General features: G+C 63.0%; 14 protein-coding genes. 5 read left to right on the top strand and 9 right to left on the bottom strand.

The genetic code is table 11. The features are described from left to right. Positions 1 to 110 precede the first annotated feature (110 nt). From KI617_RS16695 to KI617_RS16685, 3 genes are read left to right on the top strand one after another with little or no spacing between them, the layout of a single operon-like run. Positions 111 to 914: a UDP-2,3-diacylglucosamine diphosphatase gene (locus tag KI617_RS16695; RefSeq protein WP_226448179.1), complete on the top strand. Its 804-nt coding sequence runs from the start codon at positions 111 to 113 to the stop codon at positions 912 to 914. 1 nt (position 915) lies between these two features. Continuing rightward, positions 916 to 2,097 (top strand): glycosyltransferase, encoded by a 1,182-nt coding sequence (locus KI617_RS16690; protein WP_226448178.1) that lies wholly within the window; start codon positions 916 to 918, stop codon positions 2,095 to 2,097. An 11-nt stretch (positions 2,098 to 2,108) separates the two neighbouring features. Further along, positions 2,109 to 2,303: a hypothetical protein gene (locus tag KI617_RS16685; protein WP_226448177.1), complete on the top strand. Its 195-nt coding sequence runs from the start codon at positions 2,109 to 2,111 to the stop codon at positions 2,301 to 2,303. A 3-nt stretch (positions 2,304 to 2,306) separates the two neighbouring features. Here the strand turns inward: KI617_RS16685 and KI617_RS16680 are convergent, their stop codons facing one another. Further along, the gene (locus KI617_RS16680) at positions 2,307 to 2,681 is read right to left on the bottom strand and encodes a Crp/Fnr family transcriptional regulator (protein WP_226448176.1); all 375 of its coding nucleotides are present in this window, start codon (positions 2,679 to 2,681) and stop codon (positions 2,307 to 2,309) included. A gap of 93 nt (positions 2,682 to 2,774) precedes the next feature. Beyond that, positions 2,775 to 3,458 carry a hypothetical protein gene (locus KI617_RS16675; protein WP_226448175.1) on the bottom strand — a complete coding sequence of 228 codons (684 nt, stop codon included), beginning with the start codon at positions 3,456 to 3,458 and terminating at the stop codon, positions 2,775 to 2,777. A 113-nt stretch (positions 3,459 to 3,571) separates the two neighbouring features. On the opposite strand from KI617_RS16675, the gene KI617_RS16670 reads away from it, so the two are divergent. Continuing rightward, entirely contained in the window at positions 3,572 to 3,988 is a 417-nt protein-coding gene (locus tag KI617_RS16670) for a diacylglycerol kinase (RefSeq protein ID WP_319004122.1), read from the top strand. After that, positions 3,988 to 5,109, top strand: coding sequence for a glycosyltransferase family 4 protein (locus tag KI617_RS16665; protein WP_226448174.1), 1,122 nt, complete (start codon positions 3,988 to 3,990; stop codon positions 5,107 to 5,109). The genes KI617_RS16670 and KI617_RS16665 overlap by 1 nt, the downstream gene beginning before the upstream one ends. An 83-nt stretch (positions 5,110 to 5,192) precedes the next feature. Here KI617_RS16665 and KI617_RS16660 read toward each other — a convergent pair whose 3' ends face one another. The 7 genes from KI617_RS16660 to KI617_RS16630 all read right to left on the bottom strand — a co-directional run bounded on the left by KI617_RS16660 (position 5,193) and on the right by KI617_RS16630 (position 13,151). Continuing rightward, on the bottom strand, positions 5,193 to 5,807 hold the full coding sequence (locus tag KI617_RS16660) for an FmdE family protein (protein WP_226448173.1): 615 nt from the start codon (positions 5,805 to 5,807) through the stop codon (positions 5,193 to 5,195). A 59-nt stretch (positions 5,808 to 5,866) separates the two neighbouring features. After that, positions 5,867 to 7,474, bottom strand: a complete 1,608-nt coding sequence (locus KI617_RS16655; protein ID WP_226448172.1) for an HD domain-containing phosphohydrolase — start codon at positions 7,472 to 7,474, stop codon at positions 5,867 to 5,869. After that, the gene (locus KI617_RS16650) at positions 7,471 to 8,868 is read right to left on the bottom strand and encodes a sensor histidine kinase (protein WP_226448171.1); all 1,398 of its coding nucleotides are present in this window, start codon (positions 8,866 to 8,868) and stop codon (positions 7,471 to 7,473) included. Before KI617_RS16650 ends, KI617_RS16655 begins: the two co-directional genes overlap by 4 nt. Next, positions 8,849 to 10,786 carry a pyruvate kinase gene (locus KI617_RS16645; RefSeq protein WP_226448169.1) on the bottom strand — a complete coding sequence of 646 codons (1,938 nt, stop codon included), beginning with the start codon at positions 10,784 to 10,786 and terminating at the stop codon, positions 8,849 to 8,851. The genes KI617_RS16650 and KI617_RS16645 overlap by 20 nt, the downstream gene beginning before the upstream one ends. Before the next feature lies 1 nt (position 10,787). After that, positions 10,788 to 11,102, bottom strand: coding sequence for a DUF2934 domain-containing protein (locus KI617_RS16640; RefSeq protein WP_226448167.1), 315 nt, complete (start codon positions 11,100 to 11,102; stop codon positions 10,788 to 10,790). 160 nt (positions 11,103 to 11,262) lie between these two features. Further along, entirely contained in the window at positions 11,263 to 11,433 is a 171-nt protein-coding gene (locus KI617_RS16635; RefSeq protein ID WP_226448165.1) for a hypothetical protein, read from the bottom strand. A 41-nt stretch (positions 11,434 to 11,474) separates the two neighbouring features. Beyond that, positions 11,475 to 13,151, bottom strand: coding sequence for a PHA/PHB synthase family protein (locus KI617_RS16630; RefSeq protein WP_404826819.1), 1,677 nt, complete (start codon positions 13,149 to 13,151; stop codon positions 11,475 to 11,477). Between the last annotated feature and the right edge of the window lie 381 nt (positions 13,152 to 13,532).

The following is a 13,532-nucleotide window of genomic DNA, read 5'->3' as shown; positions in this document are numbered from 1 at the left end:
TGAATGCTGCAATTCCGCCCGTCTTGCTGTTCTGACAACCCGCCGCCGTCGAAACAAAACCTTAACAAAGCCGTAACTTCCGGGTCACGGGCAGTTCGTATCTTGCGGACATGCCCAAGGTCAGATCCGTTTTTCTCTCCGACATCCACCTTGGCACGCGGGCGTGCCAGGCGGACAGACTTCTTGATTTCCTGCGCGAGCATCCGGCCGAACAGACCTATCTGATCGGTGATATCGTCGATTTCTGGGCGATGAGCCGGAGCATCAACTGGTCGCAGGCCCAGAATACCGTGGTCCAGAAACTGCTGCGCCGGGCGCGGCATGGGGACCGGGTGGTGTTCATTCCCGGCAACCACGACGAGGTGCTGCGCGAGTATTGCGGCATCGTCTTCGGCGATGTCGAAGTCGTCGATGAACTGGTCCATGAAACCGCCGATGGCCGGCGCTTCCTGCTCATCCACGGCGACCAATTCGATCAGGTGACGCGCCATCATCGCTGGGTCGCCGTACTTGGCGACCACGCCTACGAACTGCTGGTACGCATCAACACGCTGTTGTCGTGGGGGCGGCGCAAGCTGGGCATTCCCGGCTACTGGTCGCTGGCCGGCTATGCCAAGCGCAAGGTCAAAACGGCGCTGACCTTCATTTTCGATTTCGAGGAATCGGCCATTCACCACGCCCGGGAGCGCGGGCTGGATGGTGTGATCTGCGGCCACATCCATTGGGCGACGATCCGCGAGCTCGATGGCCTGACTTATGTGAATTGCGGCGACTGGGTCGATTCCTGCACGGCCATCGTCGAGCACTTCGACGGCCGGCTGGAACTGGTCACCTGGGTTGAGTCGCAGCCGGTCCGCATGCTGGCGGCGCCAGCCCCGGCGGCGGAGCCCGTCGCTGAAACAGTGGAGGCGTGAGATGCGCGTACTGATGGTTTCTGATGTCTATTTTCCGCGTGTCAATGGCGTTTCAACCTCCATCGAAACCTTCCGGCGGACGCTGGCGGCGCAGGGCGTCGAGGTCCGGCTGGTCGTGCCGCGCTATGGCGATGAAGCCGAGGAGGCTGGCATCATTCGTGTCCCCGGCCGGCCGGTTTTGGGCGACCCGGAAGATCGTCTGGTCGGTTGGCGGGCGATGCACCGGGCGGTGCTGGAGGCAGCCAGGGATTGCGATCTGATCCATGTCCAGACCCCTTTCATTGCTCACTATGCCGGCCTGAAAGCCGCACGGACACTGGGTTTGCCAGTGGTGGCCACCTATCACACGCTGTTCGAGGAATATCTGCAGCATTACGCCCGCTTCATTCCTTCGGGCTGGCTGCGCGGTCAGGCGCGTGCCTTCTCGCGCCGGCAATGCAACCAACTCGATGCGGTGATCGTGCCGTCGACGGCCATGCGCCAGCGACTGGATACCTATGGCGTGACCTCGCCCATGCATGTGCTGCCGACCGGTATCCCGATGGCCCAGTTTGCCGGGGGCGACGGCCTCGCCTTCCGCCGCCGGCATGGGATTGCCGAGGAGCGGCCGGTGGCGCTGTTCGTCGGGCGCGTGGCGCATGAAAAGAACATCGGATTCCTGCTCGAAGCCCTGGTTCACGCCCGGCAGATGCGGACCGACACCCTGCTGGTGATCGCCGGCGAAGGCCCCGCGATGCACGACCTGAAGGCGCAGACAGCGGCCTTGGGCGTGCAGGACTCGGTCATTTTCATCGGCTATCTCGATCGCAAGCAGGCCTTGCCGGACTGCTACGCGGCCGCTGATGTCTTCGTTTTCGCTTCGCGTACCGAAACGCAGGGGCTGGTCCTGCTTGAGGCCATGGCCGCCGGGGTGCCGGTGATCGCTCTCTCCGAAATGGGGACGACGGACATCCTGGCACCCGGGCGCGGCGCCTTTTCGCCGCCGGCCGAGCCCAAAGCCTTCGGTGAAACGCTCGGCCATTTCCTCAATCATCCGGCGGCCTGGCGCCACCTCAATGACGAAGCGCCGATCTACGCTCGCGAATGGACCGATGTGGCCATGGCGGAGCGGCTGGCCCGGCTTTACGGGCAACTGGCCGGGGTAAACTTTGCCGAGGAAACGCCACTCACCGCAACGGCGTGATTGAATGGGTCATGAGCGAACAATTTGAACAAGCTTGTAGCGCTTGCCGCTACTTCCGGGCGGTTGATGCGTTGACCGGCGCCTGCCACCGTTTTCCGCCCATCTTTGCCGGCGAAAGCTCGCCGAAGGAAACCCACCACTGGCGTTTCCCGATTGTCAGCCTGCACGCCTGGTGCGGTGAATTCCGGGCGCAGACTGAAGGCTGACGCTCAGATATCTTCGACCGGTTCGATCAGGTGATTCAGGTTGCGCAGGCGTTCAGCCATGACGCGCATGACCTGGGTGGCGAAGAACGGGGTTTGCTGGACCAGGAACTGGAAGCGTTTTTCATCGACGGCGACAAATTCGCAGTCGGTCGCTGCCACGACGCTGGCTGAGCGGGGGCCGGGCATGACGATGCCGATTTCGCCGACGATGCTGCCGTGCTGCAGGGTTTCGACGACCCGGTTATTGACCACGACCTCGGCCGAGCCGGTGGCCAGCACGAACATCATGCGTCCTTCTTCACCTTCGCGGAACAGGGCTTGTCCGGCCGGGACTTGAATCATGGTCGGGTTGTGGGCGAAGAGTTCGAAGAAAATCATGGTTCAGGATCCTGAGTAAATGCAGGCCGCTGTTTTATCACGGCGCCCGGGCCAGGCTCTTTTCGGTTTTATTACAAATCGGAGACAGTGGGTTTAGAACAATTTCGGCGAGATCAGCCGCAGGCCGATGGAAAACCAGTGCTGCTCACTGACATGGCCAAACTGGCTGCCGTAGGTGGTGTCGATCTGCACGTGGTTGGGCACGATCCAGTGGCGGATGCCGACCTGGAAGAACGGGTTGCCCTTGTCCTGGCCATAACTCTCGGCGATCAGCCAGGTTTGCGCGGCCAGTTGCGTTTCGCTGCCGAGGCCCCAGGTCAGGCGGTTTTCCTTGTTTTCACGCTCGCGGGTGTAGCCGAGATTGGTATGGATGACCAGGCGGTCGTCGGCCAGTGAAAAACTGACCGGCACGTAGAAATACGGGTTTCCCGAATGGCTGTTGCCCGGCTGTGTCGAATAACCGGCGGCCAGGCCGATGCCGTAGCCGTTGGTCTCCAGCGGCTTGAACAGGGTCTTGCCCTGGATCACCGTGGCGCCGCTGTCCTGATGACTGTTGGTGTAGGCCAGCGCCCCGCCGAGGGTCAGTTCGAAATTGCCACCGGGGTTGCAGGCGGGCAGGGTCCACAGTTCGCGCTGCTTGCCGTGCAGATGCACCCAGGATTCGACCTGACAGGCGCCGGCATCGGTCAGCCGGGCGTCGTCGGTGATCATCGGCCGGGCGGCATGGGCGGCCGGAATGGCGGCGAGCAGAATGAAAAGAAGCGGTGTCAGGCGCATGGGAAAAGGCATAGCCGATCAAGGTTAGGGCGTGATTGTGACATCTCCGTGACGCTGCTTGTCATCAAAGCTTAGCCAAGCGTGACTAACGTAAGTGCTTTTACGGAGATGTCATGCCAGAACCCTCTTCGCACGATCTGGGCCTCGATCCGGCCAACGAATCCCCCTTCAAGGGCAAGACCGGTCTGCGCCGCGTCTGGAATGCGCTCAGTTACTCGATGGCCGGCCTGAAGGCGGCCTATCTTTGCGAAGACGCTTTTCGCCAGGAGGTGTGGCTGGCCGTACTGCTGATTCCGACCGCCTTCCTGTTGCCGGTGTCGTGGCTCGGGCGTGGCTTGATGATCGCTGCCGTGCTGCTGGTGCTGGTCGTCGAACTGCTCAATTCGGCCATCGAAGCGGTGGTCGACCGCGTCAGCCTGGAAAACCACCGGCTGGCCAAGCGGGCCAAGGATATCGGCAGCGCCGCCGTGCTTATTTCCCTGCTCATGGTCATCGTGGTCTGGGTTTGCGTCTTGCTGGAGAAGGTCTGATGTCCATCGCCATTGCCTTCGTGACTGAAACCTTTCCGCCCGAGGTCAACGGCGTGGCCATGACTGTCGGCCGCCTGGTCGGCGGCCTGCGCGAGCGCGGCCACCGGGTCAGCGTCATCCGGCCGAGCCAGGGCAAGGCCGATGCGAGCAGCGAGCATGAACTGACCCTGCCCGGCTTCCCCTTGCCGGGCTATCCCGGCCTGCGTTTCGGCTTGCCGGCCGGGCGCCGGCTGGCGCGGCAATGGCGGCAGAACCGGCCCGATCTGGTTCATGTGGTGACCGAAGGGCCGCTCGGCTGGTCAGCCGTCAGTGTCGCCCGGCGCCTGGGCATTCCGGTGACTTCCGGATTCCATACCAATTTCGACCGCTACAGCGTGCATTACGGCCTGGGCTGGATGCGCCCGGCCCTGGCCGCCTATTTGCGCACCCTGCATCGGCGGACATTGGCGACAATGGTGCCGACCGCGGCGCTGGCCGCCGATCTGGCCGGCGAGGGGCTGAGCGGTGTGCGTGTCGTCGGTCGCGGCGTCGATACCACGCTGTTCGACCCGGCCCGGCGCAGCGCCGCCTTGCGCAGCAGTTGGGGCGTGGCGGGCGAAGGTCCGGCCTGTCTCTATGTCGGGCGAATGGCTGCCGAAAAGAACCTGGCCCTGGTCGAGAAAAGCTTTGCCGCCATCCAGGTCTGGCATCCCAAGGCAAAAATGATCTGGGTCGGCGATGGCCCTTCGGCCAAACAACTGGCCAGCGACCACCCTGATCATCATTTCGCCGGCATGCGGCTCGGCGAGGATCTGGCTGCCCACTACGCCAGTGCCGATTTCTTCCTCTTCCCGAGCCTGACCGAAACCTATGGCAACGTGGTGGCCGAGGCGATGGCCAGTGGCTTGCCGGTGCTGGCCTACCGCAGCGCGGCGGCGGCCGAGTTGATCGTTGATGGCGAGAACGGTCGCCTGGTGGCGCCGGGTGATGAAGACGGCTACAAACGTGTCGCCCTGGATATGGTTTCGGATGCGGAGCGTCTGCCGCTACTCGGTGCGGCGGCCCGGGATTCCATGTTGCCCCACCACTGGGCGGTGGTCGTCGAGCGCTTCGAAACCGTCATGCGGGAAGCGATGGCCTGAGGCCGGCTGCAGCGCTGTTCGGGCGAAGCGTTTGACGATATGACCGGCGGCGGGAAGCTCAGCCCCGCCGGTGGTCGTTCCCCTTAAGCGGGGAGGCGCTGAATTTCGATAACGGCCGGATCGTCGCCGTGTTCGAGCAGCAGGGATTGGACCCGCGCCTGCCAGAGCTTGCCGAACAGTTCGCGCTCGTCGTTGCTGGCTACGCCGCTGATGACGGCCGACATCAATTCGCCGAGCCGGGGATCGGCGGCGACCCGTTGCGGCCGAAAAGCACAGTCGACCGCGGCGCCAGTGTCGAGGCGTCTGAAACGCAGGCCGGCAACATCGGCAGCGCCAAATTTGAGCAGGCCGCGCCGCACATGTTGACCGCCCAGTCCCTTGAAGCCCCCGTCGCCGGCCGCGCCGGTCAATAGCGTGGCGATACTGGCAATCACGCCGGCCACGCCGCTGTCGACATTCTCGTGCAGGGTAACGGCGATATTGCCGCGAACCGGCGTTTCGCTGCCGTAGAGTTCGCGCAGCGCCCGGACGCTCATCAGCCACGCCCCGGCCACGGTAGGGCAGGAATGCCCGGCCAGTTTGACGGCATCGGCAAAGGCATATTCGATCAGCCCGCCTTCGGCCGCACCAAGCAACTCGGCCAGCGGGTCGCGTAAAGTGATCGTCGGGATTCGGGCAAAGAATTCTGGCAGCAGCATGGGTAATCTCCTTTGGCTTGCATTTTGTGGGCTGCCTTGCCTTGGAGCCTTGATGTCGATCATTCGCAGCTGGGCGACCCCAAGCCCGATCCCGTGGCCGCTTCCGGACTTTTCAGGACGACCGCCGCCAGGGCTTCGACAACGCGGGAATCGAAGCGCTGTCCCGCCATCTCGCGCAACCAGGAGATGGCGGCCTCTTTTTGCCATCCGCCCTTGTAGGGCCTTTTCGACACCAGGGCATCATAGACGTCAGCGACCCCGACAATTCTGGCCGACAGGGGAATCTGCGCCAGTGTCTTGTGATTGGGGTATCCCGAGCCATCCGCGCATTCATGGTGATTGGCCGCTATTTCAGCCGCCAGGGAGATGTAGCTCATGCCGGGCACCATGCGCGCTGCGTCCTCAAGAATCTCGGCACCGATCGCGGCGTGCTCGTGGATGATTCCGCGCTCGGCACTGTCCAGCGCCCCGGGTTTGTTGAGGACCGCATCCGGGATGCCGACCTTGCCGACGTCATGCAGGATCGAGGCCAGGGCCAGTTGCTCCAGGTAATCGTCATCACGCAGGCAGGCGAATTCGTCCAGATCGCGCAGCTCGAGCGCCAGGGCGCGGACCAGTTGCTCGACCCGACGCACATGGCGCCCGGTGTCGGCATCCCGGAACTCGGCCATCCGCGCCAAGGCGTACACCATCGCTTTTTGGGCATCCTGCAAGCGCCCGAGCAGGAGCACGGTATCCAGCCCGGCGCCGATCCCTTCGGCCAGGACACCGGCCAGCGTGAGATCCCCTTGCGACATGAACGACATGCCGCCCAGGCAGGCGAAGACCGGTATCCCCGTTCGGGAGGGCACGGGAATCAGCATCAGGTCGCCGTCTATCTGCATCCCTCTTCCGGCGTGGCGCCTGGCCAGGCTTGTCGCGGCAGATATTTCCGGTATTTCCTGAAGCGTCGCCAGGGTTTCGACTTCTTCATCGGCCCAGCGGAACATCAAGCCGCTTCTCGCGCCGATCAGGGCGGCGAGAAAGGCCAGTCCGCCGGTGCTGTAAGTGCCCAGGTTTTGATGGCCGGCGAGTTCGTGGTTTGCCTTGACGATCTGCTCAAGCCCGGCGCGCTGGTGTTCGAGTCGGGCCAAATGCTGGTAGGAGCGCAAGGAGGCAATGACCGTGGTGAACAGCTTCTGGGTCGTGAGTTCGGTTTTTTCCTTGTAGTCGTTGATGTCGTAGCGAATGACCACTTCGCGTTCCGGGGCGTAGCCGGGCTGGCCGGTGCGCAGAACAATGCGGATCAGGGTGTTCTTGAGTTTTTCACGCAGGAAGCGAACCAGACGCAGGCCGGAATCGGTCTCCTCCATCACCACGTCCAGCAACACCAGGGCGACATCCGCATGCTGGCTGAGCGAGGCTTCGGCTTCGGCGCGCGAATAGGCGCTGATGATTTCCAGTCGGCTGCCGTCGTAGCGCAGATCCGCCAGGACCACCTTGGTAATGGCATGCACATCCGGTTCGTCATCGACCACCAGCAGCTTCCAGCACCGGGCGCTCGGCGGGATGGCTTCGCCCGGCTCGTCGTCTTCGAGAATGAAGTCGTCCTCTGGAAGCGCCGACAATTCGTTCGCCGATGGTGCGCTGGCCGATTCGCGGGCGGGATGGATATCGAGAGAGGTCATGAAGTGGCCGAAAGGGGGATGCGTATGTGGAACGACGTGCCCTGGCCCGGTCGGCTGCAGCAGGCAATCGTTCCTTTCAGTACCTTGCTGACCAGGTTGAAGACGATGTGAAGCCCCAGGCCGGAGCCGCCGGTATTGCCGCGGGTGGTGAAAAACGGTTCAAAAAGGTGTTCCTGATCGGCTTCGGGTATGCCGTTGCCGTCGTCGCTGAAAGTGATCTCGACACTGTCGTCAAATTTCCGGCATTCGATGCTGATGACGCCTGCTTGCCCTTCTGCAAAGGCGTGCTCGACCGCGTTCATCATCAAGTTGGAAAGCACCTGGGCCAGTGCGCCGGGGTAGCTGTCCAGCGCGATACCGGCAGGGCAATCGACCACGACCTGATGGGGCAGGCGCTTGAGCAGCGGGCGCAGGCTCAGAATGACCTCGGAAAGATAGTTGGCAAGATCGAACTGGCGGCGAGCTTCGCTCGACTCATCAACGGCGACCCGCTTGAAGCTCCGCACCAGCTCGCCGGCTCGCTGCACATTGGCGCGCGCCAGAACGATGCTCTCGCCGGCGCTGGCCAGGAAACGCTCCATTTCAGAGCGACGCAGCTTGCCTTCCTGCACCGTCTGTTTCAGCCCGGCAATGGATTCTTCAAGGTGAGTGACGGCGGTCAAGGCGATGCCTACCGGTGTGTTGATTTCATGGGACATGCCCGCCACCATCCTGGCCAGCGCCGCCATGCGCCGGGCTTCGACCAGGTCGTTCTGGGCTTCCCGAAGGTGGGCGAGCGTCTGTTCGAGTTCCCGGGCGTAAGCCTCGACATCTTGCCGTAGCGAGTCCGAACGTTCGCGGGAGAGGGCGAACATTCTCGACTGCGCCATGAACAGGAGATGCGAATCCAGCAGGCGATGCCGGCCATCGCCGAAGTCGACCACGATGGGGGCGAACAGGGCGCTGCTGTTGCGTGCCAGGGCCCGATCTGCTGCCGCATGGACGGGGGTGTCGGCGCTCAGGAGCAGGTAGTCGGTACTCATCTTGGCGACGGCGCGCTCGACCGTATGGTTCAAATACAATTCGGCGCGAAATGGCTGCGAGAGCTCCTCCAGCCAGCGCTGGCGCGAGATCACCGCGACCACGGCGCTGCCTTCTGCAATGATCACGCCGGGCAGTTCAGGCCGTTCGCGAAAGAGCTCGTCGACTTCCTGTCCATTGACCGCGGGCGACAGCGTGCATTCGTGGGAGAGCAATTCGCCAACGGTGCTCTCCAGCGTGATCTCGCCTCGGCCACAGAGCTGCAGCGCGACACCGCTCGGCGGATCGGTTTCAGCAGCGGGGAGGGGCGTTTCCCGGTGGCCCACCGGGTGCTCGGCTGCCGGTGACACGGCATCAGTCGCTAAAGTTGTCACGCGTTCCATCCCAGGCGTGCAGTGCCCGCAGCAGGGGTTGCTTCTTGGCTTGATGGAATTGCATGCGTTGCAGGATATCGTCGAGCGTTCGCATGGCCTCGATGATGTACGGCCCCTTGTTGAGCATGACGCATTCCGCCCGCACGCCCATCGCCGCATCGGTGATTTCGGCCCGGGAAGGCAAACCGGTCTTGGCCAGGGTCTCGAGCACCTGGGTGGCCCAGATCACCGGCATGTGGGCCGCTTCGGAGGCCCAGAGGATTTCCTCCTGGACTTCCGCCATCCGCTCATAACCGCATTCGACGGCCAGGTCGCCGCGAGCAATCATCACCCCCGCCGTCTTGCTCGCCATGGCCGCAAACAGCAGCTCGGGCAGGTTCTCGAAGCCGCGCCGGGTTTCGATCTTGAGCACGATGCCGAGCTCCGGTACGCCGAGATCGCGCAGATGTGAGCGCAGGGTTTCAACATCGGCGGCCCGTTGCACGAATGACAAGCCGACCAGATCGGCCAGTTTCGCGACGACGGTCAGATCCTGAATGTCCTTCGCGGTCAAGGCGGGCAAATTGAGCTGGCTGTCGGGGAGGTTGATCCCCTTGTCGCCGGGCAGTTTCTCGCCACCGTCCCTGGCATGGGTTATTTCAACTTCCATTCCGCTCGCTTCGACTGCTCGGATGACGCCGCCAATGCGACCATCGTCGAACCATATCCGCTCGCCGACGCAAACCTGCTCGAATACCTCCGGCAGGGTGCAGGCCACACTGGGCAGGGCATGGCCGCCATTGCTCCAGCGCGCTGGCATCGATTGACCAACGCCTTTCCGGACGAGGCGCAGCATGTCGCCTCGCGCCAGATAGAGGATGCCCTCCCGCGGCGGCACCTCGATCGGGCCGGCCTTGTGGGCGCGACCGGACTTGCGTCGCCGCTTGAGGCGGCTTTCAGGCGTCAGGTAAACCGTCTTGGCGCATTCGGCCAGGACGCCAGACTCATCCTTGTGTATCACCAGCAGGCTGCGATCGGCGCCCCGGGCGTCGCTCAGATCAAGATGGTCTCCGGGCTCGATGTGGGCAAGCCAGTCCTTGTCTACGCCCACATGCGCCTGGGCTGTCGCGACCGGGGCGGTGCTGCCGATTGGCCGAAGACCCAGGCGTGCCGCTTTCAGTACGCGGCCGAGATCGTCGCGCAAAGGGTGAAGCTTGACGACGGCCGGGCCGGACGCGATGAAACCGGTCCGCAATTTGGGCCCGCCCAGGTCCATCAGTATCTTGACTGTCCGTCCCTCGGCCTTGGCCGAACGGCGCACATGCTCGGCCATTCGCGTCCATTCCTCCGGCCCGTCGTGAGCGCAGTTGATCCGGGCGACATCCATCCCGGAGGCGACCAGTTGCCGGACCAGACCGTAGTCGTCGGCAGCTTCGGCGGGAAGGGTCACCATGATGCGCACCGACCGGTCCGGCCGCGGCTTCCCGAAGAGCGCTGCCGTGTGCCGCTCAAGCAGCTTGCGGCTGGTGAAAATCCCGGCCGGTTCATCCTTCGACTGGGCGTGCCAGGCTTGCCCGGTCAGGCGATGCAGAATCCCGAGCACCTTGTCGAGGTTGGCCAGGACGTTGGATTCCGAGCGTCCGAGCGAGGAAACGCCGAGACTGGCCAGCGTCTGTTGCAGGCTCCGCTGGTCGGTTTCGCGCAGCGCCAGATAGTGGGCCAGGTTGCGGGCGCTGGACTGATAGTCCGGCGAGGTGCATTCGAGCAGCGCCCCCAGCTTCCGCTCGTAGTCCAGCATGTTTCGGCGAAGCGCCCACAGTTGATCAATCAGCGTTTTGCAGACCCCGTCATCCCAGGTATCGGCGCTCGCTGCTGGATGCGCTGTTTTGACTTCCGTGTCAGTGCGACCGGAAGCGCTTGCCTTCGTTTGTGCAGTCACTTCAGCCGGCAATCTTTCCCGCGGCGATCAACGCGTCGATTTCCTGCTCAGCCTGCAACCAGTCATCGTGCGGCGAGCTGTCCGCAGACGATCTCCGCTCGGCGATGAAATAGGCGGCCACCGCAACGAGGTGATGTCTTTCTTCGGGTGAAATGACCGACGCGGCGCCGGCCTTGCGCGTTGTTCTTTTCTTGGGCGTTGCGCTCGGCTGCACCACTGGAATTTCCTGGGCCGGCGCCTCTTTCTTGGCCGTTGTGCGCTTGCGGACGACTGTTTTTTTGACCGTAGCGCTCGCCGGTGAAGATGTGTCGGGCATTTTGCCTCTCCTGAGTGAGCTGGATGGATTTGCAGAGGTCGATGCAAGTCTGGCAACGCCTCTGCCCAAAACCTACGCCAGATTGATGACGCTTGTATTTCAGTTGAATGACAGGGCAGATGTTTGCGCTACTGCTTCAAGCTTTGCCGGGTACGGCGCCTCAGTGCCGGAGGTCGGGGCCCGGTGCCCCGGCGATCCACAGCAGGCCGGCCCCCGTCATCAGGATCACCATGCCCAGGATGCGGCGACGGACGGGGTCGCCCAGGCAAGCGACCAGTTGCTGGGCTAAATGTCGGCGCAGCGTGCCGGATTGCATCCTGGATTCAAGCAAGGTTCAAATTCCCGAATGACAGGCGTCTCCGTCTGTTCCGTTCAGCTCTCCAGCACGTAGGTGCCCGGCGCCGGCGCGAGTTCAGGGTGGCGCTCGTCATGGGCCGGGCGTGCCGGCACCAGGTCGCCGGCACGAGGCTTCAGCCACTGCATCCAGTCTGCCCACCAGCTCCCTTGATGTTCGTGGGCCGTCTCACGCCAGGCACTGGGCGTATCGGCTTTGCGATGGGCCGGGCCGGCCCAGTAGGTCCGCTTGGCCGGCCGCGTTGGCGGATTGACAATGCCGAGAATGTGACCGGAACTCGACAGCACGAAACGTCGTTCGCCCGGGATCAGGTTCATGGTTCGGAATGCCTGCATCCAGGGGGCGATGTGATCGTCTTCGGCCGCAACGGCATAGAGCGGCTGGGAGATCGCCGACAGATCGATCGGCTCGCCGGCGACGGTCAGGCTTCCACCCTGAATCAGCCGGTTCTTGAGATAAAGCTCGCGCAGGTACCAGGCATGCATTGCGTAGGGCATGCGTGTCGTGTCCATGTTCCAGAAGAGCACGTCGAAGGATGATGGCGCCTCGCCATACAGCCAGCCGTGCACGACGTAATGCCAGATCAGGCTGTTGGAGCGCAGCAGACGGAATGATGCGGCCATTTCCCGGCCGTCCAGGTAGCCCTTCTGGGCCATCTGCTCGATCAGGTACTCGATGCTGTGTTCGTCGATAAAGACTTCGATATCGCCCGGCCGCCTGAAATCGACCAGGGTGGTAAACAGGGTCCAATCGGCAACCGGCATGGCCTCTTTGTAATGGCGATTGGCCCAGGCCATGTATATCGCCAGCGCCGTTCCGCCGATGCAGTAGCCGGCGGCATGCACCTGCGCCGCACCGCTGATTTCCTTGGCGACTTGAACGATGGTATCGATGCCTTCCAGCAGGTAGTCATCGAAGCTGACGTCGCGCATCCCGGCATCCGGATTTTTCCAGCTGGTGATGAAGACATCGAAGCCTTGATCGAGAAGGAAGCGGACCATACTTTTCTTCGGCACCAGATCGAGCACATAGAACTTGTTGATCCACGGCGTGATGATGACGATTGGCTCGGCGTGAACCCTGGGCTGGGTCGGCGCGTAATGGATCACCTCGAGCAGGCGATTCCGATGCACGACGCTGCCTGGCGTGGTGGCCAGATTTTCACCGACCTTGAAATCATCCGGGTTGGTCATACGGACATTGCCGGCCTCGACATCGTCCAGCATGTTGCGCCATCCGTGCCACAGGCTCTCGCCGTGCGTTTCGACCGCTTTGCGCAAGGCTACCGGGTTGAGCCAGAGGTAATTGGTCGGCGCCACGGCGTTCAGCCATTTGCGCCACCAGAATGCGGCGCGCCGGCGCTCGCCGCTGGAGAGTCCCGGCGTGTCGTAGAGCATGTCCTGCATATGGTGGGTCAGGGCGAGGTACCACTCCTTCACCACGTCCCAGGTCGGCGATTCGGTCCACACCGGATCGGCAAAACGGGAATCATCGGCTTGTGGGCTGACCGGGTCGGGATTCGCCTGGCCGGCGACGCGCTTCAGCGTGTGCTGTTGCAAGAGCCAAAGGTCGGATGACAGTTGTGCCAGATGCTGGCCGAGCTCAAGCGGGTGGAGCAGCCAGGCGGCCTGCGCATGCAGGATGGGGTGGCTCATGCCGAAGGGGTCGAGGGTGCCCGCAATTCCCTCGCCCATCTCCTTGAGGTGACTATAGGCGTCGATGCTGTGAGCGTTCTGGCGGCGTTCTCCCGTAGGCCGAACACCGGAATTCTTGCGCGAATTTGTGGCCATCGTTCAGTCCCTTCGCATGCGGAGGATTTCCGCATTTCAACCGGCCGTGATGGATTGGCCGGTAGACTGACGATACGCCGACACGATGACGATCATGTTTCAGTTGCGTGACATCGCTGGCTGTATTGCTGTCTGGCGCTCGACGGGGATGGCAAGGGGCAATCGGTCCCCGGTCTTGCTGTCGATGGCTGAGGCAGGCGCCGCAGCTTGGCCGCGGTGCTGGCAAACAGGTGCTTGAGGCGGTCAATACGGTTCAGTTAAGCGTCATTCCCGCGCAGGCGGGAA

It is taken from the genome of Ferribacterium limneticum, from assembly GCF_020510625.1.
Classification (GTDB): Bacteria; Pseudomonadota; Gammaproteobacteria; order Burkholderiales; family Rhodocyclaceae; genus Azonexus; species Azonexus limneticus_A.
This window is presented reverse-complemented; position numbering and strand designations above follow the sequence as displayed.

What these genes read in the sequence shown, in the direction of transcription:
- KI617_RS16690 (WP_226448178.1), top strand. Translation starts at nt 916, where the DNA reads ATGCGCGTACTGATGGTTTCTGATGTCTATTTTCCGCGTGTCAATGGC.
- KI617_RS16675 (WP_226448175.1), bottom strand. Translation starts at nt 3,458, where the DNA reads ATGCGCCTGACACCGCTTCTTTTCATTCTGCTCGCCGCCATTCCGGCC.
- KI617_RS16630 (WP_404826819.1), bottom strand. Translation starts at nt 13,151, where the DNA reads ATGGGCGAGGGAATTGCGGGCACCCTCGACCCCTTCGGCATGAGCCAC.
- KI617_RS16670 (WP_319004122.1), top strand. Translation starts at nt 3,572, where the DNA reads ATGCCAGAACCCTCTTCGCACGATCTGGGCCTCGATCCGGCCAACGAA.
- KI617_RS16640 (WP_226448167.1), bottom strand. Translation starts at nt 11,102, where the DNA reads ATGCCCGACACATCTTCACCGGCGAGCGCTACGGTCAAAAAAACAGTC.
- KI617_RS16660 (WP_226448173.1), bottom strand. Translation starts at nt 5,807, where the DNA reads ATGCTGCTGCCAGAATTCTTTGCCCGAATCCCGACGATCACTTTACGC.
- KI617_RS16695 (WP_226448179.1), top strand. Translation starts at nt 111, where the DNA reads ATGCCCAAGGTCAGATCCGTTTTTCTCTCCGACATCCACCTTGGCACG.
- KI617_RS16685 (WP_226448177.1), top strand. Translation starts at nt 2,109, where the DNA reads ATGAGCGAACAATTTGAACAAGCTTGTAGCGCTTGCCGCTACTTCCGG.
- KI617_RS16655 (WP_226448172.1), bottom strand. Translation starts at nt 7,474, where the DNA reads ATGACCTCTCTCGATATCCATCCCGCCCGCGAATCGGCCAGCGCACCA.
- KI617_RS16680 (WP_226448176.1), bottom strand. Translation starts at nt 2,681, where the DNA reads ATGATTTTCTTCGAACTCTTCGCCCACAACCCGACCATGATTCAAGTC.
- KI617_RS16665 (WP_226448174.1), top strand. Translation starts at nt 3,988, where the DNA reads ATGTCCATCGCCATTGCCTTCGTGACTGAAACCTTTCCGCCCGAGGTC.